The organism is Maribacter sp. MAR_2009_72 (genome assembly GCF_007827235.1).
Taxonomy (GTDB): Bacteria; Bacteroidota; Bacteroidia; order Flavobacteriales; family Flavobacteriaceae; genus Maribacter; species Maribacter sedimenticola.
In genome coordinates this window covers 305,580-325,257 of sequence record NZ_VISB01000001.1, presented here as the reverse complement: position 1 = coordinate 325,257, position 19,678 = coordinate 305,580, and the positions used below count along the sequence as shown (strand labels likewise).

Sequence of the window (19,678 nt, the reverse complement as noted above, 5' to 3'; positions counted from 1 at the left end):
TAAAAATTATTTAAATTAATTTTTAATATCGGTTTTGGTCGTTTTTACCGCAGGCATTTTTGGGTTACCATCCGCATCAATTTCAATAATAGCATCAAAACCAAGGGCATCTAAATTTTCGGCTATTTTTGCCCTATCCCCTACCATGAACCAATTTACTTTTTCAGGGTGTACAACTTTTTTGCTAACATCCCTTACTTCTGCCAAGGAAAGGTTACGAACATTACTGTCATAGGTTTGATAATAATCGTCCGCTAAATCATACTTTACAATATTGACAATAGATTGGTTTACCGCACTGTTGGTTTCCCATTGCCCTGGTAAACTTAAAATTTGATTGGTCTTTACTTTGTCCAGTTCCTCCTGGGTTACCGGCCTGGTTGAAATAAATTCTGATATTTCCTTTCTAAGTTCAGTAACCGATTCTGCAGACTTGTCCGTTTGCACGGGTGCGTACATAATGAACGGTCTTTCTGCCTTAGCGCCCATTACAAATCCACTTGCTCCATAAGCCCAATGTTTATCTTCCCTAAGGTTCATGTTTATTCTAGATGTAAAATCGCCCCCAAGAATACTCACCATTTGTTCCAGTGCAATTTGTGATACATCCCCATATTTTTCTGTCAAATGCCCAGCAAGGATTACGGACTGTTCTGACTCTGGCCTATCCATGAGATATAAGGTGTTCTTAGAATTTACCTTAGGTGTAACAAAGTTTATGGTAGGCACATCTGCCTTTTTCCATTTACCCAATGCTTTTTCCAACTTAGATTTTAAATCTATCATCTCCACATCTCCCGTAACTACCAATGTTGCGTTGTTAGGCCTGATCCAGGTAGTATAAAATGACTCTATATCACTCTTGGTCAACTTATTAACCGTTTCCACATAACCCGTTCCCGTATATGGATTACTGTACGGATGACCTTCACCATATAAATATTTGTTCATTACCCTTAATGCCATGGAAATTGGTTGCGATTTTTCTTGGTTTATTGTGTTGATTTGTTCCTCTTTAAGCCTTTCAAATTCCTTTTCCGGAAAGGCAGGGTTCAAAATTACATCCGCAAATAAATCTATACTGGCGTTAAGACTTGGTTTCAACGTATTTAAATAGACATTGGAATTATCCTGACTGGAATAACTATATAAACTTGCGCCCAACAATTGTAGGCGTTCATTAATTTCCAATGAATTCAATTCCTTTGTTCCCTCATCCAATAGATTCATGGCCAATTCCGCTGTACCCGGACTGGACAGATAATCGGTCTTATAACCGGCATCGAACATAAGGTTCATGACTACGGTAGGAACACCGGTCCTTTTTGCCAATACAATGTTTAATCCATTAGACAATTTATCTCTTTGCAATTCTGGAAATACCGAACTTTTTGCTTCGCCTACCTCTGGCAACTTACTACGATCCACCGTCCTTTCAGTAACGGTATATTCTGGAAATGGTTTGCACAATAATACATGTTTACCTTTGGTCAGCCATTTTTTAGCGGTTGCCTGTACATCTGCCGTTGTGGCCTCTTCCACATATTTCAAGACCGTTTTATAGTATCCTGCGTCACCGAAGTAGGTCTGGTTGGAGGCAAGAATATCTGACACGCCACCAAAACCACCAATCCGCTCAAGCCCCTTGATAAAATTTGCAAAATAGGATGCTTTTACCCTCTTCAATTCCTTTTCCGTAGGACCTTCAGCAATGAGTCTGGCCAATTCCTCTTCCATGATTTCCTGAACCCGCTTTTCATCGCCCCCAGGTTTTACATTGGCCCAGGTTACAAAATTACTGGCAATTTCACTAGAGGATTGAAAAGACACAACAGAACTTGCCAATTGTTCGTCATATACCAAACGTTTAAAAAGTCTGGAATTTTTACCGCTGGTCAAAATGGCCGAAATCAAATCAAAATGGATATCCTCTTTATTCCCAAATTCAGGTGTGTTCCAAGTAAGTAATATACGCGCTTCTGGCACCCTGTCTTCATAGACTTGATACGAATCGGTAGATTTTACGGGAATATTGACCTCTTGCCTCATAATCGTTGGTCCGGCGGGTATATCCCCAAAATAACTCAACACTTTCTTATAGACCTCTTGTGGCTCCACATCCCCTGCAATTGCAATAACCGCATTGGCGGCACCATAATATGCCTTAAACCATTCCTGTACATCTTCTAAGGAAGCTGCGTTTAAATCCTCCATTTCTCCAATAACGGTCCACGAATAAGGATGACCTTTAGGATATAGCGCTTTGGTTAGCAATTCCCACTGTTTGCCATAAGGCTGGTTCTCCCCTTGCCGCTTTTCATTTTGGACGACCCCACGTTGTTCGTCCAGTTTTGCTTGGTCAATAGCCCCTAACAAATGACCCATACGATCAGATTCCAAAAACAGCACTTGATCAAGTGCCGATGTAGGTACATTTTGAAAATAGTTTGTGCGATCAGAATTTGTAGTACCGTTCAAGTCCGTTCCCCCAATACGTTCCAATGCTTGAAAATAGTCATCGTTGAAATTTTCACTACCATTGAACATGAGGTGTTCAAACAAATGAGCAAAGCCACTCTTGCCCAGTTTTTCATTTTTGGACCCTACATGATACCAGACATTGACCGCAGCAATAGGTGCCTTATGGTCTTCATGCACCAAAAGTGTCAATCCATTGGGCAAAACAAAGCGTTCATATTTTAGGTCGATTTGGTCTGTTGTGAACTGAAAATCCTGTGCAACGTTTTTACCTGCCATAAAAACCACAAGAGAAATACATAAAATAAGTTTTTTCATGATGAATGTTTTTTTGATTATCGTAAATATAATAGATTATGTTTGGATAGGACTATGAATATCTTTCATTAAATTTCTAATTATCAAGAGCATACTTCAAAAAACCTAATCTACTTTGAATGAACACTAAAGAGATAACATCTGTATTACGACATGAATATGAAATTAAAGAACCTTCTATTATACCTTTAGAAGGATATGATAGTATAAATTTTAAGATTATTGCCAGTGGCCATATGTATGTATTAAAGGTATACGAAAACCAATCTCAGAACGTACATTCAATTAATGTGGAAAATGAAGTTTTATCGTTATTGAATGAACAAGGAATAAAGAGTTCCAAACCTGTACCCACCCTAACTGGCAGTTTATTTTGTTGGACCGATAAATGGATCTATAGACTACTCACTTATTTGGACGGAAATTTCTTGGCCGAGTCTCACCACACTAAGGAACTATATATTTCATTTGGTACCATGTTGGCCAAACTTGACAAATGCTTAGCAACCTATGAACATCCACAAATAAAAGCGAAAGTAACGCAATGGGACCTTAAGCATTTTCAAAAGAATTGGAAATACTTAGAAGAAATTACAATAGCCAGACATAGAAGTTTGGTACATTATTATTGTGTGCAGTATAAGGAACATGTTATGCCTTTACAATATGAGTTAAGACAAAGCTGCATACATAACGATGCAAACGATTGGAATATATTGGTAAATAACGACCATATCTCCGGTATAATAGATTTTGGAGACATGTGCCATTCATGGCTGATCAATGAGCTTGTCATAGGTCTTACCTATATATTAATGAACAAAGAACATCCATTGCAAGTTGCCTCAACGGTAATAAAAGCATATCATAAAATTTTACCCTTAGAAGAAAGAGAAATTGATATAATATATTACTTAATTGCGGCTAGATTATGCACTAGCGTTCTAAATTCCGCTCATACAAAAAAACAAAAACCTGATTCTGCATACATTACCATAAGTGAAAAAGCTGCATGGAAGTTGCTTCACAAATGGATTACCATAAACCCTTTATTGGCCATCAATGTTTTTAGGGATGCATGTGGTTTTGAAAAAAACAAAACAAAACCATTACAAACTCAATTAGAAAGGCGAAAGAACAATTTAAGCGATGCTCTTTCTTTGAGCTACACAAAACCAATTCAAATGTATGGCGCTGCATTTCAGTATATGTATGATACAGATGGCAATACGTTTCTGGATGCGTACAACAATATCATTCAAGTAGGTCATTGTCACCCAGATGTGGTTAGGGCCGGACAACGGGCTATGGGAAAACTAAATACCAATACGCGCTATATCTATGACGAACTATTGTCCTATACGGACAAGCTATTGAACAAATTTCCACCAGAATTGAACAAAGTATTTTTGGTCAATTCAGGAAGTGCCGCATCTGATCTTGCCATACGCCTTGCAAAAACACATACCAAAAAACATAAAACATTGGTATTGGAGCACGGGTATCATGGAAATACGCAGAATGCTATTGAAATCAGTCACTATAAGTATCATCATAAGGGAGGAAACGGTAGACAGGAAAATGTTTTACAAACAATGCTTCCTAAACTCTTTAATGCCAAATTAGGAAATGATAAAAAAGCGGCAGCGTATTATATAGCAGATGCCATACAAATCATTAATGAAAATAAAGGTCAAATTGCCGCTTTTATTGCTGAACCAATTGTAGGTTGCGGAGGCCAGGTACCATTACCCCAAAATTACTTGATGGAAGTATATAAAGGCATTAGACAACAAGGAGGGGTTTGCATAAGTGATGAAGTACAGGTAGGTTTTGGAAGGATGGGCAAGTATTTTTGGGGATTTCAAATGTATGACGTAATACCGGACATTGTTGTATTGGGAAAACCTATTGGCAACGGCCATCCCATGGCTGCCGTAGTGACCACAACTGAAATTGCCCAAAGTTTTGATAATGGTATGGAGTTTTTCAGTTCATTTGGCGGTAATCCGGTTTCATGTGCTATTGGCGAGGCGGTATTACATGTCTTGGACAATGAAGAATTACCGGAAAATGCCCATAAAGTAGGGCAATATCTTAAAAATGGCCTAAAAAAATTAAAAGTGGAATTTCCTGAACTGGCTGACATACGTGGGGAAGGGCTGTTTTTAGGTGTAGAGCTTTTGGACCACAAAAACCTACCGAATACGGTTTTGGCAAAAAATATTAAAAATGAACTACGTGAAAAACATATTCTTATAAGTACGGACGGGCCGTATGACAATGTATTGAAAATTAAGCCTCCCATGTATTTCACTATGGAAAATGCAAATTTGTTATTGAGTGAATTACGTATTATTTTAGAAAATCAAAAAAAAATCGATACTTTTAAGGTATATAATTAAAACGCATGAAAAACCCCCTATTTAAAGATGTAGGCCTGGCTTTTTTTAGAATAGCCGTTTCTGCAATGATGTTGACTCACGGTCTACCAAAATTTCTAAAACTTATATCTGGAAACTTTGAATTTGGTGACCCCATAGGTATAGGTGCCGCCCCATCATTATTTTTGGCGGTTATTGGAGAATTTATTTGTCCTTTACTTATTATTATTGGTTTTAAAACCCGTTTATCTGCGATTCCTGCCGCTATTACAATGGCCGTTGCTGCTTTCATAGCTCACGGTGCAGATCCTTTTGGCACAAAAGAAAAGGCCTTGTTATACCTTGTGGCCTTTATTACCCTTGCATTGGTTGGCCCTGGAAAATACAGTATTGACAAAAAATAAAATTAAACGATTTTATAGAGCAATTCCTTTAACAGGTCTGCGTCGTTCATATTAGTGGTGCCCACACCTTTACCCTTTAAATCCATTTCACGTAAATTGGAAATAATGGCACTTACCTTTTTCATAGGGTAATTTCTGGCCGCAGTCTGTATCTCACTTACAAAGTAAGGATTGATTCCTAAGGTTGAAGCTACATTTTTGGGAGAATGGTCGCTGAGACCGTGATATTGCAAAAGTTGGGTAAAAAATGAATTCAATAACGTTACCGTCAACACAAATGGGTTATCCTTTGGGTTATGGGCAAAATAAGTGATGATCTTGGCAGCTTTTACAATATCGCGCTCACCAATGGCTTTTTTTAATTCAAAATTGTTATAATCCTTACTTATACCAATATGCTCCTCTATATGTTGTGGAGAAATATCGGTCTGTGGCGGTAGGGCCAATTTCAACTTATCCAACTCTTTACTTATTTTGCTTAAATCGGTTCCTAAATATTCCACCAAAAGAACTGCCGCCTTATGGGTAATAGTGAAACCATTGCTTAACAAATTCTTTCTGATCCAATCTGCCACTTTATTCTCATAAAGTTTTTTACTTTCAAAAATGACACCGGACTTTTTTACAATCTTATATAATTTTTTACGCTTGTCAAGCTTTTTATATTTATAACAAATTACCAATACCGTAGTCTGCTGTGGGTTTTCCGAATAACTACATAATTGCTCTATGGTCCTGGAAAGGTGCTGTGCCTCTTTCACGATAACTACTTGTCTTTCTGCCATCATAGGATAACGCTTGGCATTGCCAATGATGTCATCAATAGAGACATCCCTACCATAGAGTATGGTTTGGTTAAAATCCCTTTCCTCCTCCGCCAAGACCTTATTACCAATGTAATCGGATATTTTATCTATAAAATAGGGCTCTTCCCCAAATAAAAAATAGATCGGACTTATCTGCCCTTTCTTAATTGCATTGACTATTTGTATTGCTTCATCCATTCAGAAAAATTCATCAACTTTGTACCATGCAGCCATTAAATTTTCCCAGCTACACCTTTAGGGTCAAAAATAGCGAAAATAGAACCTTGATCTTTGACGATGTACGTAAAAAATTTGTGGTCCTTACACCAGAAGAATGGGTTAGGCAACATGTGGTTCAATTTTTATTGCAGGAAAAAAACTATCCGTTAAGCCATATCAACGTAGAAAAACAGATAAAGATGAACGGTTTGGTCAAAAGATATGACGTCGTTGTTTTCAACCCTACCGGGGAACTGCATTTACTGGTTGAGTGCAAAGCTCCTGAAGTGAGCATATCCCAAAATACGTTTGACCAAATTGCACAATACAATATACAATTAAACGCCAGCTACTTAATGGTAACGAACGGCATATCCCATTTTTACTGCCAAACAGATGCCCAAGCGGAAAAATATGAATTTATGCGGGAGATTCCTGATTTTAGCCGTTAATTTGCCTTCGTTTTGAAAATTGCAATAGTCATATTAAACTGGAATGGGGAAGTGCTGCTAGAGCGTTACTTGCCGTCTGTCGTTGAACATTCTGGGGATGCGGCCATTTATGTAGCGGACAATGCATCTACAGACGATTCGGTCGCCTATGTACGAGCAAATTTTCCTACCGTACATATTATTCAAAACAAAGAGAACGGAGGGTTCGCCAAAGGATATAATGATGCTCTGGCACAAGTGGATGCAGATATTTTTTGTTTATTGAATTCTGATGTAGAAGTTACGCCCCATTGGATCACTCCTATAAAAAAAGCTTTTTTGGAAAGGCCGGAAATTGCGATCGTTCAACCCAAAATACTTGATCTTCTAAAAAGGGACTATTTTGAATATGCGGGTGCCGCAGGCGGTTTTATTGATCAGTTGGGATACCCTTTCTGTAGGGGACGTATATTTCAGACCTTGGAACGTGACCATGGTCAATATGATGATATTAAGGAAATATTTTGGGCAACCGGCGCATGCATGTTCGTAAGAAAAAAAGTATTTAATGAACTAAATGGTTTTGATCCAGATTATTTTGCCCATCAAGAAGAAGTTGATTTTTGTTGGCGCGCCAAAAATCATGGGTATAAAATTTTTTACATAGGTACCTCTAAGGTGTTTCATTTGGGTGGATCCACCTTAAGCAATATGAACCCTAAAAAAACATACTTGAATTTTAGAAATTCATTGTTTTCCATTACCAAAAACCTACCCTTAGGAAAAGCATTTATCATTATTTTTTTAAGATTGCTCTTAGATGGCATTGCAGCATTACGTTTTATCTTTCAATTTCGTTTTAAACATTTTCTGGCCATCTTTAGGGCGCATTTAAGCTTTTATAGGCAATTCAAAAAAATGTATACTAAGCGTGAAAAAACAAAATTTATAAGAAAATATTACCTTACGACATCTATAGTATGGTCATATTTCGTACATAACATTAGAAATTTTAACATTTTAGTAAAAGATTAACTATGCAGCTTTATAAGTGAGTTGGTAATTATATAATTTTGGACTCGCTTAGATGCGAAAATTAAGTAAATAACTAAATATTAATATAGATTAAAATTATGAAGAAAATATTTTTAGGATGTCTTGGAGTAACGCTTTTATTATCTTCATGTGTTTCACAGAAGAAATATGCAGATCTTGAAGCAAAACATAAGAACACTCAAGATTTATTGAATTCTGCAACCGTAAAATTAAATGACTGTTTGGAAGAAAAAGCTACAGCTTCTTCAAGACTTCAAACATTAGAAGATCAAAATGCATTTTTAAAGGCGAACAATCAAGATTTGATCAATAATATGGGGAACTTGACAACCTTGACTACCAAGGGTGCCGAGAACTTGGAAAAATCTTTGGAAAGTTTACAGGAAAAAGATTTGACCATTCGTAAATTAAACGATGCAATTACCCGTAGGGATTCTGTAAACCTTTCTTTGGTACAAAGCTTAAAAGGTGTATTGGGCAATATGGATGACGATGATATTGAAATCAGCGTTGAAAAAGGTGTTGTATTCGTATCTATATCAGATAAATTATTGTTTAGCAGTGGTAGTTATAATGTAACTAGCAGAGCTAAGGAAGTTTTAGGTAAAGTTGCCAAAGTGGTAAACAACAAACCTGATTTTGAATTTATGGTTGAAGGTCATACAGATAATGTTCCTTATAGAGGTAACGGTTCTTTATTGGACAACTGGGATTTAAGTGTTAAGCGTGCTACTGCAGTTGTGCGTATCTTACAAAATGATTTCAACGTTGATCCTAAGCGTATGACAGCAGCAGGTAGGTCAGAGTATGTTCCTGTTTCAGCTACGGAAAAATCTAAGAACAGAAGAACGCGTATTGTTGTTCTTCCAAAAATTGATCAATTCTACAGCATGATCGAAGAAGGAATGAAAGATCCTGCAATCAATAAATAATTCTAATTTTAGAATATAGGAAAAGCGGTCCAATTGGACCGCTTTTTTTTATGCGCATAATCTTCAATGGTATAATTAAAGGATATCCAAGCTACCCTTGCCTTCCCTTATGATTTCCGGCTCTCCTGTAGACAGGTCTATAATGGTAGAACCTATGTTGCCACCATATCCACCATCTATGACGATATCCACTAAATTATCCCACTTTTCAAAAATCAATTCTGGATCGGTAGTATATTCCAATACATCATCGTCATCACGAATAGAAGTGGATACTATAGGATTACCCAAAGCCTCTACCAAGGTTTTTACAATTGTATTATCGGGCACACGGATACCTACTGTTTTCTTTTTCTTAAATTCTTTGGGCAAATTATTGTTACCCGGCAAAATAAAGGTATAAGGCCCAGGTAATGCCCTTTTTAGTATTTTGAAGGTTGCAGTGTCTATTTGACGTACATAATCAGATAGGTTGCTTAAATCGGTACAGATAAACGACCAATTGGCCTTTGCTAATTTTATACCTTTGATCCGTGCAATTTTTTCCAAAGCACGGGTATTGGTAATATCACATCCAAGGCCATAAACGGTATCGGTAGGATAAATGACCAAGCCCCCTTTGCGTAATACTTCCACTACCCTTTTAATCTCTTTAGGGTTAGGATTTTCCTCGTAAATTTTTATAAACTCGGCCATTACCTTTTAAATTATAGATAGTTATGTACTATTAAATATACCAAACTATCCCAATACTTCTAATTTGGCAAAGCGCAATAACAATTTTTTAATATCACCTTTGTCAAATAATATTTCTGCTTTTCTATCATTGCCCACTCCTTCTAACTTTACCACTTTACCACGGCCAAATCTACTATGGTTTACCAGGGAACCTACCGCCAAATTGGGATCTATATTATTGGTGTTCCCAACTGGAACGGCCAATTGCGGCTTTATTTTTCTCAGTTTTTTTAGTTGATTTGTATTAGGCTGGCCAATACTTGGTGGTGTGCCCCTAGTGGGTTTAACCTGCCTTAACCTACTCTTGTCCACCTCACCAAATATATCTGCATTGATGAGGGACTTATAACGGTACCCCCCTTCTATAGGAGTTAAATTCTCAACATATTTTTCATCAATTTCCTCTAAAAATCTACTAGGTTCCGCATCTATCAACTTACCCCAACGATATCTGTTTTGGGTATAGGTAAGATAAGCCTGTTTTTCTGCCCTGGTAAGCGCTACGTAAAATAGGCGTCTTTCTTCTTCCAATTCGCTTCGTGTACTCATGCTCATCCCGGACGGAAAGAGATCTTCTTCCATACCTACGATATATACGTAAGGAAATTCCAGTCCCTTTGCCAAGTGTATGGTCATGAGGGCCACCCTATCATCATCTCCAGTATCATTGTCCAAATCGGTAGCCAAGGCAACATCTTCAAGAAATTCAGTAATACTGCCAGTTGCTTCATCTATCTCTTTTTGTCCTTCTACAAAATCCTTGATACCGTTCAACAACTCTTCTATATTCTCCATTTTACCGATCCCCTCTGGTGTACCGTCTTTTTTAAATTCCAAAAGTATACCGGTTTTCTTAGCTACATGTTCGGCCAAGGTAAAAGCATCTGCAGATTCGCTCATGACTTGAAAACTCTTGACCATAGTTACAAAATCAGTAAGTTTACGTTTGGTGCCCGCATTTATCTTAAGGTCAATTTTATCAATATTTTCCATCACCTCAAAAATTGAGCGATTGTAATGGTTAGCGGCGACAACAAGTTTGTCCAACGTTGTACCCCCAATACCTCTAGCAGGAAAATTTATGACCCTTTTTAAGGCCTCTTCATCTTTCTGATTAATGACCAATCTTAAGTAGGACAACACATCCTTGATTTCCTTTCTTTGATAAAATGACAATCCGCCATAAATACGATAAGGGATATCGCGTTTTCTTAAAGCATCCTCTATGGCCCTGGATTGTGAATTGGTTCTATATAAAACGGCAAATTCACCATTGGACATTTGCTCTTGCATTCTATGCTCCCATATAGAATTGGCCACAAACCTCCCCTCTTCTGCATCCGTTGGGCTTCTATGTATTTTTATGGCAGCGCCGTCATCGTTATCCGTCCAAACTACTTTTTCTATTTGATTTTGATTTTTGCCAATAATAGAGTTTGCCGCATTTACGATATTACGTGTAGAACGGTAATTCTGTTCCAAACGGTACATGCCCACATTCTCGTAATCTTTTTGAAAATTTAAAATATTACTGATATTGGCCCCTCTAAATGAATAAATACTCTGGGCATCATCGCCCACTACGCAAATATTCTGAAAACGGTCTGCCAAGGCCTTTACGATCAAATATTGGGAGTGGTTGGTATCTTGGTACTCATCTACCAGAATGTACCTGAACCGATCTTGATATTTCATAAGAACATCTGGGTAGCGTGTCAACAGCTCATTGGTCCGTAAAAGCAAATCATCAAAATCCATAGCTCCTGCCTTAAAACAGCGATCTACATAATTTTCATATATATCTCCTGTCCTGGGTTTTTTGGCCATGGCATCCTGCTCTACCAACTCGGGATTATTACGATAGGCCTTTACTGTTATTAAACTATTCTTGAAAGACGATATCCTGTTTTGAATCTGCTTGTATTTATAGATGTCCTTGTCAAGCCCCATTTCCTTTATGATCGAAGAAATTAGTCGTTGTGAATCCTGAGTATCATAGATGGTAAAATTTGCAGGGTACCCCAACTTATTACCATCTATACGTAACAATTTTGCAAAAACAGAATGAAATGTACCCATCCAAAGGTTTTTTGCTTCACTTGCACCAACTATTGTTGCAATACGCGCTTTCATTTCACGAGCGGCCTTGTTGGTAAATGTCAATGCCAAAATATTAAAGGAATCTACACCTTGCGCCATTAAGTGTGCAATTCTATAGGTAAGAACACGTGTTTTTCCGGATCCTGCACCCGCAATTACCATTAAAGGTCCGTCCTTATGTAAAACAGGGGCTTTTTGTGCCTCGTTCAATTCATCTATAAATGAGCTCAAATCTACTTGTATTTAGAGCGTGAATTTAGCCATTATTGGGGGATACTAAAAGTGAACGCATTTAGAATTATAAACAATGGATGGTATTTCTTTTCAATTTGAATATATTTAAACTTTTATTACCTATTATCAGGTTAAGGGTCGGTAAAAATGATGTCGACACCCCACATGATGAAGGAACCATCATTAATATTTAAATACTGATTATGAGAAAACTAGGATTATTGGCCCTCATACTATTTGGTTATTCTGCCTATGCACAAGGACCAAATTTGGACAAGGACTACAAAGCCATTGAGGACAAGGTTATAGAATGGAGAAGGGAAATCCATCAAAATCCAGAATTGGGCAACCGGGAATTTAAAACTGCAGAAAAAATTGCAAAGCATTTAAAGGCACTGGGCATTAAAGTACAAACTGGTATTGCCCATACCGGAGTAGTCGGTATTTTAAAGGGAGATTTGCCAGGAAAGGTAGTTGCCTTAAGGGCAGATATAGATGCCTTGCCCGTAACGGAAAGGAACGACCTACCTTATAAGTCTAATGTAACCTCTGAATTCATGGGCGAAAAAGTGGGTGTTATGCACGCTTGTGGCCATGATACCCATACGGCTATCTTAATGGGCGTTGCGGAGGTTATGTCCAAGAACAAGGATAAGATCAAAGGAACCGTAAAGTTTATTTTCCAACCTGCGGAGGAAGGTCCGCCGCCAGGTGAGGAAGGTGGTGCACTATTAATGGTAAAGGAAGGTGTTATGAACAATCCTAAAGTAGATGCCATATTTGGTTTGCACATTAACTCCCAAACACCCGTAAATACCATTAAATATAAGTCTGGGGGAACAATGGCCGCTGCACAAAGTTTTACGATAAAGGTTATGGGCAAGCAATCTCACGGCTCCCAGCCATGGTCAGGTGTTGACCCTATTTTGATCAGTGCCAAAATTATTGACGGCTTACAGACCATCATCAGTAGAGAAACCGACCTTACCAATGAAGCCGCCGTTATTACGGTTGGCAAAATAAAAAGTGGTGTACGCTTTAATATCATTCCAGAATCAGCTGAAATGATAGGTACGATCAGAACCTTGGACTATGATATGAAAGATAAATTGAACAAGCGTATGGTTGAAATGGTTAGCACAATAGCCAAAGCATATGGTGGTGAAGCTACCTGTGAAATAAAAGATGCTACCGATATTACTTATAACAACCCTGAATTAGTAGAACAAATGCTTCCTACCATTAAACGCGTTGCGGGAGAACCCAATGTAAGTATACAAAAGGCAGTTACCGGTGCAGAAGATTTTTCCTATTTTCAGCGAGAGGCTCCAGGGTTTTTCTTTTTTCTTGGAGGAATGACTCCAGGTAATACGAAATCTTACCCACACCATACTCCAGATTTCTTGATAGATGATAGTGGATTATTATTAGGCGTACGTACACTGACGGAAATGAGTTTAGATTATTTAAATAGTGACAAAACCCCTCGTTTGGACATAAAACCAAAAGGATAATATTGATGCGTAATTTTATAAACTATATTCCAAGTCTACCCTGGTGGACTTGGATTTTTTTGTTTCTTTTCATCGTTGCTATTTGGGATATCTTTATTCAAAAGCGACATACCATAAAACATAATTTTCCCATAGTAGGCCATTTAAGATATTGGTTAGAAAGTATTGGTCCGGAAATGCGCCAGTATTTTGTAGCGAACAACAGGGAAGAACTACCGTTCAACAGAATTGAAAGAGGTTGGATCTATGCCTCTGCAAAAAAGGAGAACAATTATGAAGGTTTTGGTTCTGACCGCGACCTTTATGCTCATCAACATATTTTTATTAAAAATAGAATGATGGCCTTTTCAGTGCCTAATGGTCACCCAAATGCATTAGAGCCAACTTTTATTCCTTGCGCTAAGGTAATGGGACTATACAACAAACGTAAAAAACCGTTTAGGCCAGCAAGCGTGGTCAATGTATCGGCCATGAGTTTTGGCTCCCTATCCGCAGCGGCAGTAGAGGCTATGAACAGAGGGGTCAAAAAAGCAGGTGCTTACCACAATACGGGTGAAGGCGGTTTGTCTCCCTATCATAAACATGGAGGTGATATTGTATTCCATTTTGGTACCGGTTACTTTGGGGTTAGGACGCCAGATGGTAATTTCTCCATGGAGAAGATGAAAAAGTTGGTTGCGGACAATCCTTGCATTAAAGCTATTGAAATTAAGCTTTCCCAAGGGGCAAAGCCCGGAAAAGGCGGTGTGCTACCCGGTGCAAAAATTACTCCAGAACTTTCTGAAATAAGAGGTGTTGAAGTAGGTAAGGATGTGCTCTCCCCTGCTACCCACAAAGCTTTTTCAACCGTAGAAGAACTGTTGGCATTAATAGAGGCCATTGCAAATGAAACAGGATTACCCGTAGGGATCAAAGGGGCAATAGGAAAATTGGATCAATGGGAAGAACTTGCGGATTTAATGATAAAAACCGGTAAGGGACCCGACTTTATTACCGTAGATGGTGGCGAAGGTGGAACGGGTGCCGCACCACCATCATTTGCAGACCATGTTTCCCTACCATGGGTGTATGGTTTCTCCAGTCTTTATAAAGTATTTTTGAATAGAAGCCTGACCGATAGAATTGTATTCATAGGATCGGGTAAACTAGGCTTTCCCGCCAAAGCGGCCATGGCATTTGCCATGGGAGTTGACTGCATTAATGTGGCACGTGAGGCAATGATGAGCATTGGCTGTATTCAAGCACAGGTATGTCATACCAACAGATGCCCAACAGGGATCGCCACACAAAGCAAATGGTTGCAGAAAGGAATAGATGTCCCCCTTAAATCTGACCGATTGGCACAATATTTCAATACGTTCCGAAAAGAATTGTTAGAAATAACACATGCGGCAGGCTATGAACATCCTAGCCAATTTACAATGGACGATGTACAGGTAAACGTTGATGACAACGACCTTAATAGAAGTCTGGCGTCTACCTATGGATATAATAAAGCCAAAGTAGCCTTTACAAGTGTTCAGGAATTAAAAGACTGTTCGTATCTTGGCGGCAAATTTGAAGACAAAACAATTAAAGCATAATACAGATGATGAAACTATATGTATGTTCACTACTTTTTTTGGTTGGTCTAAGCAACCTACAAGCCCAAAAAAAAAGTGACCTAATAGCACAAAACCAAGAACTTAAATTTCAGCTAGATTCCATAAAAAGAATTGTGAACACTGCACAGCGCAATGAAAAATTAGGATTGTTAAGGGCAGAGGAAATGCAAGTTCAGGTAAAGGAACTACAGGATGCGAATGCCACCCTTATGAAAAATCTGAACAGTTTTGCCACCCTTTCCAGTCAAAACTCGGAAAACATTACTAAAACCTTGGCCACCTTAAAAAGAAAAGAGGAACAGATTAAAGGTATTGTTGACGGCATTGCAAGTAATGACTCCACCGCAATCATGGTACTAACCCATGCAAAACAGACTTTAGGCGAAAATGCCAATGTAAATGTTGCCAATGGAACAGTTATCATTTCAGAAAAATTGGATTTTTTCTTTGCGGACGGATTGGGAAACAAAGTCTCTACGGAAGCCAGTGCCTGGCTAGAAAATATTGCCAATCTCATTAAAGCCAATCCTAAGAGCATGATAACCGTTGCTAGCATGAATATTACAGGAGAATTGGACCTTGCCCTACAACAGGCAACATCAGTAGCAAGTATTCTAATAAAGGATTATGGTGTTCAAGGTGATCGTATAAACACAGTTGGTGCGGATGGTAATTTACGGGAAGCCATACAGATTAAATTTCAACCGGATTACAAGGCATTTTATGATATGGCAAAGGGAGATGTAAAAAATTAATCACTTGCATTTCATCGATTAGCCTTTATACTAATTGAACATATTCACCGTTTAATAGGGGTATTAAATTTAAATAACACTAAAAATGACCTCAGACCAAATATTTCAACTTTTTGCTTATTTATTGCCTTCAGTAGTAACAGGTGCAATTGCATTTTATTTCTTTAGGATGCATACCAATAACGAGGAAGGCAGAAGGCGTTTTCTGCTTCATAAAGATTCACAAAAAGATACATTACCTATTAGGCTGCAGGCATATGAAAGAATGGCCCTGTTTTTAGAACGCATTTCCATACCTAACCTAGTAGTTCGTGTTGCCCCACATTCCAAGGATAAAGCCGCTTATGAAAGTTTATTGATAAAAAGTATAGAAACGGAATTTGATCATAATCTTTCTCAGCAGATCTATATGACAGATGAATGTTGGAACATTATAAAGGCCGCTAAAAGTGCCACTATTCAAATGATACGTAAAGCGGCAATGAGCGAAACGGATTCTGCTCATAAATTAAGGGAGGATATTTTAAATGAAACTATGGAAAAATCCTCTCCATCTGCAACTGCTCTTTCATTCGTTAAAAAGGAAATCAATGATTTATGGTAATTGCCCAAAGCGGCAATTGTTCATTTTTCCTTAAACCAATTACTCATTGACATTTGGCTCAATGGGGTTGGTTTCCTCATTTTTGTTCTTGGCGTACAAATATCCCCTTTTCCACCATAAGGTCATTTTTTGCTTGTCGAAAATTAGGGAATTGGTCGTTAGAATTGTAGGCGTATAATAAAGGTTAATAATGGCATTTTTTTGATTGGCCACCAATTTTCCAATTCTGATATTTTGGTTTTCTATACGATCAAGGATAAAGCTCATCATCGTCGTTATCAACTCAAACGGATTTCTAGAGGCTACACGGTTTAAATAATTTACCTCGGTATGTAACACCACCACATCTACCTCTGTGGCCCCTCTTTTAATTGCCTCCTCTATAGGGACAATACTACCAAGCCCCCCATCTGCATATTCACATCCATTTTTACGCACCAAGCTCATAAAGGGTGTGTAATTGGCCGAAATCCATATCCAATCACAATATTCATCGTATGTGCAATCCTTTATAGACTTATATTCCACTTGGTTCAAAGAAAGGTTAGATACGGTAATGACCACATCCTTAGGGCCATTTTTTAGGGTTTCAAATTCTTCTACGGTAAGACTTTTTCTAATGAGTTTTCGTAAGTTCTCACTTTCGCCAAACGTTTTTTTCCCCTTTAAAAAATTTCCCAAAACCTTCCAGTGGTTTATAGAAATTTCTTCATTGCCATGTATTTTCTTTATTAAGAATGGGCAATTATTAAATATACTTTGTTGATTGACATTGGAATATATTTCCTTAATCTTTTCTAATTTTCCTAGTGCTAGATGGGATATTAAAAGACTACCGGTAGAAGTACCTACAAATAGGTCATAGGTCTTACCCCCTTCTTGTATTAGGTATTGGGCCACGCCCCCAGCAAAAGCCCCTTTACTACCACCACCAGAAATTACTAAAGCCCTCATGCTATTTCATTTTTTTCTTAAGGTACTGCAAATCCTTTGTATCCATCCTCATTGATAAAGAATCTATTCTTTGTCGTTGATCTTCATCCTGTAATTCCTCATCAAGCATTCTTCTTGCAAATGTCCTAAATTGCCAAGAATGATGATTGGTGGCCTTTATTAGATTTTCCAAAGCTTCCCCTTCCAAAACTTTTAAATTGGACAGATACATAAATGCATTCTGCCTAACCTCTGTATTGTAACGGGAAGAAGTATAACTTTTAAGCTCTTTTAAATAACCAGATTTTTTAACCAAATTATAACTTGGTGTAACCATTGCCAAAGCTAACCAAAGCGTACGTATATTTTTACTTGGTAAACCAATTTCATCTTTGAGTATATTTAAATATTTACTCCTTTTCTCAGGAAACTCAACCCATAATTTATAAAAGACAGTTTCTTTAGTCACATAACTATCGTCCGTTAACATAGATTCGAACAAAGGTTTTAAAGTTTTAAAGATAGGGTCTCGTGAAATGGCCAAATATTGTCTGGGCTTTATTTCATTTTCCTGCAACAATTCACTTAAAGTAGCATCACTGATTTTGGAATGAAAATCTAAAATAAACTGTTTTTTTAAATGAACTGAGGTAGAATCGTTCCAGAATGAAGTCATTATGGAATCTTTATAATAGGTTTCCGTTGTACCAATTGTATCTGCTATAGCATGATATCTCTGTATTGAGGCACTTTTTTCATATAAAAAAGCCATGGCTTTTTCATACGGAAAGTCAGTATTAACCAGCCATTCCTCTTTAAAGGAATTTAAATTTTGTCCACTTACAGCCTCCATTTCCTTTAAAAAATCAGTAACGGTAGCGTTACTAAAACTATACTTTTTCAAATAGGAAGTTATACCCTGCCTAAAAGCCTGGTCTCCCAACTGTTCCCTTAACATCAACAATGCCCAAGCGCCCTTTTCATAAAAGGTTAAACTATCTGCATTAGGATCAAGTAATGATTGTCCTTTGCCATCTTCTGACTGATTTCTTAACGAGGCAGCCGTATCGTAATACTTCCAATAAAATTTATCCTCCCCAAAAATGGACCGTTCGGCCAAATAAGCGTAGTAGGTAGCAAAACCTTCCTGAAGCCAATGGTGGTTACCACTTTCTTCCGTAACTAAATTACCGAACCACTGGTGCGCAAGCTCATGGGCATTGACATTTACATAATTACTATCTTTAAAGGCCACACTATCTATCAAATAACTATCAGAAAATAATGTTGCACCCGTATTTTCCATTCCTGCATATAGAAAATCATGTACAGGAACCTGTTTATAGTTTTGCCAAGGGTAGTCAAATTCTATTTCTTTTTCCAAGAAATCAAATATCCTTTTAGTATATCTATATGTGGGTTCTACTTTTAATTCCTCTTTAGGGTAATAATAATTCTCTATAGGAATACCGCTCTCTGACCTTAATACTTGTTTTTTATACTTACCAATTGCAAAAGCGATCAAATAGCTACTCATTGGTCTCTCCATATCAAAGCTCCATGCCAATTTACCGTCAATGGGAGTCTTATCTACCAATAAACCATTCGCAATAACTTCGTTGTTTTTAAAATATATTATTTTAAGGTCAACCTCTACCTTCTCGTTCATATCGTCAAAAGAAGGTAACCAATGACTGGTATATTTTCCTTGTCCCTGTGTCCATATTTGTTCATTACCACTTATGGCATCATTGAATCCTACAAAATATAAGGCTTGTACGGGCTGAGCTACATAGTCTAGTTCTACATGATGCTCCCCGTTCTTTTTAGGGGCCCTAAATCCAATTTTTTTACCATTATTGAACACTTGCCGCTTACGACCATTAAGCCTAAATTCAATGACATTGATGTTTACACCATCAATAAATATAGAATCTGTTTCCGAATGTTGATGAAAAGTATAACGGACCTTTCCTTGTATTTCCTTAGCTAGCGTATCTGGACTAATGGTTGCGGAAATCCTAACAAAATCCACATTCCTGTTCTGGGCATTACCCAAAGCAAAAGTGAAAATCAAGAAAAGAAAAACAACAGGTTTCATAATGTAAATATATTTGGCTTTAGCTATATAAAAAAATGTAATTCAAAAGACCTTTTCAGCAAAAATG

At 37.6% G+C, this 19,678-nt stretch carries 15 protein-coding genes; 9 read left to right on the top strand and 6 right to left on the bottom strand.

Annotated features, from left to right (window positions below):
- Positions 1-15: 15 nt before the first annotated feature.
- Complete coding sequence (locus JM81_RS01235) at positions 16-2,796, bottom strand: M16 family metallopeptidase (protein ID WP_144800374.1); 2,781 nt, start codon at positions 2,794-2,796, stop codon at positions 16-18.
- A 119-nt stretch (positions 2,797-2,915) separates the two neighbouring features.
- On the opposite strand from JM81_RS01235, the gene JM81_RS01230 reads away from it, so the two are divergent.
- Together JM81_RS01230 and JM81_RS01225 are read left to right on the top strand one after the other, a co-directional pair.
- Complete coding sequence (locus JM81_RS01230; RefSeq protein ID WP_144800373.1) at positions 2,916-5,201, top strand: aminotransferase class III-fold pyridoxal phosphate-dependent enzyme; 2,286 nt, start codon at positions 2,916-2,918, stop codon at positions 5,199-5,201.
- Between the two features lie 5 nt (positions 5,202-5,206).
- Positions 5,207-5,584 carry a DoxX family protein gene (locus tag JM81_RS01225; protein ID WP_144800372.1) on the top strand — a complete coding sequence of 126 codons (378 nt, stop codon included), beginning with the start codon at positions 5,207-5,209 and terminating at the stop codon, positions 5,582-5,584.
- A 2-nt stretch (positions 5,585-5,586) separates the two neighbouring features.
- Here JM81_RS01225 and holA read toward each other — a convergent pair whose 3' ends face one another.
- The gene (holA, locus tag JM81_RS01220; RefSeq protein WP_144800371.1) at positions 5,587-6,588 is read right to left on the bottom strand and encodes a DNA polymerase III subunit delta; all 1,002 of its coding nucleotides are present in this window, start codon (positions 6,586-6,588) and stop codon (positions 5,587-5,589) included.
- 26 nt (positions 6,589-6,614) lie between these two features.
- Between holA and JM81_RS01215 the strand changes: the two genes are divergently transcribed.
- The 3 genes from JM81_RS01215 to JM81_RS01205 all read left to right on the top strand — a co-directional run bounded on the left by JM81_RS01215 (position 6,615) and on the right by JM81_RS01205 (position 9,028).
- Complete coding sequence (locus JM81_RS01215) at positions 6,615-7,061, top strand: type I restriction enzyme HsdR N-terminal domain-containing protein (protein ID WP_144800370.1); 447 nt, start codon at positions 6,615-6,617, stop codon at positions 7,059-7,061.
- Positions 7,062-7,073: 12 nt separating this feature from the next.
- Positions 7,074-8,075 (top strand): glycosyltransferase family 2 protein, encoded by a 1,002-nt coding sequence (locus tag JM81_RS01210; protein WP_144800369.1) that lies wholly within the window; start codon positions 7,074-7,076, stop codon positions 8,073-8,075.
- Between the two features lie 98 nt (positions 8,076-8,173).
- A complete protein-coding gene (locus JM81_RS01205) occupies positions 8,174-9,028 on the top strand; it encodes a flagellar motor protein MotB (RefSeq protein ID WP_089261334.1) in 855 nt (284 codons plus the stop codon).
- 75 nt (positions 9,029-9,103) lie between these two features.
- Here JM81_RS01205 and JM81_RS01200 read toward each other — a convergent pair whose 3' ends face one another.
- Together JM81_RS01200 and JM81_RS01195 are read right to left on the bottom strand one after the other, a co-directional pair.
- Entirely contained in the window at positions 9,104-9,724 is a 621-nt protein-coding gene (locus JM81_RS01200) for an L-threonylcarbamoyladenylate synthase (RefSeq protein WP_144800368.1), read from the bottom strand.
- 45 nt (positions 9,725-9,769) lie between these two features.
- Positions 9,770-12,097: an ATP-dependent helicase gene (locus tag JM81_RS01195; protein ID WP_144800367.1), complete on the bottom strand. Its 2,328-nt coding sequence runs from the start codon at positions 12,095-12,097 to the stop codon at positions 9,770-9,772.
- 206 nt (positions 12,098-12,303) lie between these two features.
- On the opposite strand from JM81_RS01195, the gene JM81_RS01190 reads away from it, so the two are divergent.
- The 4 genes from JM81_RS01190 (at position 12,304) to JM81_RS01175 (ending at position 16,577) form a co-directional block, all read left to right on the top strand.
- Positions 12,304-13,614: an amidohydrolase gene (locus JM81_RS01190; protein WP_144800366.1), complete on the top strand. Its 1,311-nt coding sequence runs from the start codon at positions 12,304-12,306 to the stop codon at positions 13,612-13,614.
- 5 nt (positions 13,615-13,619) lie between these two features.
- On the top strand, positions 13,620-15,197 hold the full coding sequence (locus tag JM81_RS01185; protein ID WP_144800365.1) for an FMN-binding glutamate synthase family protein: 1,578 nt from the start codon (positions 13,620-13,622) through the stop codon (positions 15,195-15,197).
- Between the two features lie 5 nt (positions 15,198-15,202).
- Complete coding sequence (locus JM81_RS01180) at positions 15,203-15,973, top strand: hypothetical protein (RefSeq protein ID WP_143815210.1); 771 nt, start codon at positions 15,203-15,205, stop codon at positions 15,971-15,973.
- Positions 15,974-16,058: 85 nt separating this feature from the next.
- Positions 16,059-16,577, top strand: a complete 519-nt coding sequence (locus JM81_RS01175; RefSeq protein ID WP_144800364.1) for a hypothetical protein — start codon at positions 16,059-16,061, stop codon at positions 16,575-16,577.
- Positions 16,578-16,616: 39 nt separating this feature from the next.
- On the opposite strand, the gene JM81_RS01170 is transcribed toward JM81_RS01175, so the two are convergent.
- Together JM81_RS01170 and JM81_RS01165 are read right to left on the bottom strand one after the other, a co-directional pair.
- Positions 16,617-17,531, bottom strand: coding sequence for a patatin family protein (locus JM81_RS01170; RefSeq protein WP_089261341.1), 915 nt, complete (start codon positions 17,529-17,531; stop codon positions 16,617-16,619).
- Between the two features lies 1 nt (position 17,532).
- On the bottom strand, positions 17,533-19,611 hold the full coding sequence (locus JM81_RS01165) for a M1 family metallopeptidase (protein WP_144800363.1): 2,079 nt from the start codon (positions 19,609-19,611) through the stop codon (positions 17,533-17,535).
- Positions 19,612-19,678 lie beyond the last annotated feature (67 nt).

Coding starts and splice junctions, on each gene's coding strand:
- JM81_RS01235 (WP_144800374.1), bottom strand. CDS start 2,796: ATGAAAAAACTTATTTTATGTATTTCTCTTGTGGTTTTTATGGCAGGT.
- JM81_RS01230 (WP_144800373.1), top strand. CDS start 2,916: ATGAACACTAAAGAGATAACATCTGTATTACGACATGAATATGAAATT.
- JM81_RS01225 (WP_144800372.1), top strand. CDS start 5,207: ATGAAAAACCCCCTATTTAAAGATGTAGGCCTGGCTTTTTTTAGAATA.
- holA (WP_144800371.1), bottom strand. CDS start 6,588: ATGGATGAAGCAATACAAATAGTCAATGCAATTAAGAAAGGGCAGATA.
- JM81_RS01215 (WP_144800370.1), top strand. CDS start 6,615: ATGCAGCCATTAAATTTTCCCAGCTACACCTTTAGGGTCAAAAATAGC.
- JM81_RS01205 (WP_089261334.1), top strand. CDS start 8,174: ATGAAGAAAATATTTTTAGGATGTCTTGGAGTAACGCTTTTATTATCT.
- JM81_RS01200 (WP_144800368.1), bottom strand. CDS start 9,724: ATGGCCGAGTTTATAAAAATTTACGAGGAAAATCCTAACCCTAAAGAG.
- JM81_RS01190 (WP_144800366.1), top strand. CDS start 12,304: ATGAGAAAACTAGGATTATTGGCCCTCATACTATTTGGTTATTCTGCC.
- JM81_RS01185 (WP_144800365.1), top strand. CDS start 13,620: ATGCGTAATTTTATAAACTATATTCCAAGTCTACCCTGGTGGACTTGG.
- JM81_RS01180 (WP_143815210.1), top strand. CDS start 15,203: ATGATGAAACTATATGTATGTTCACTACTTTTTTTGGTTGGTCTAAGC.
- JM81_RS01175 (WP_144800364.1), top strand. CDS start 16,059: ATGACCTCAGACCAAATATTTCAACTTTTTGCTTATTTATTGCCTTCA.
- JM81_RS01170 (WP_089261341.1), bottom strand. CDS start 17,531: ATGAGGGCTTTAGTAATTTCTGGTGGTGGTAGTAAAGGGGCTTTTGCT.
- JM81_RS01165 (WP_144800363.1), bottom strand. CDS start 19,611: ATGAAACCTGTTGTTTTTCTTTTCTTGATTTTCACTTTTGCTTTGGGT.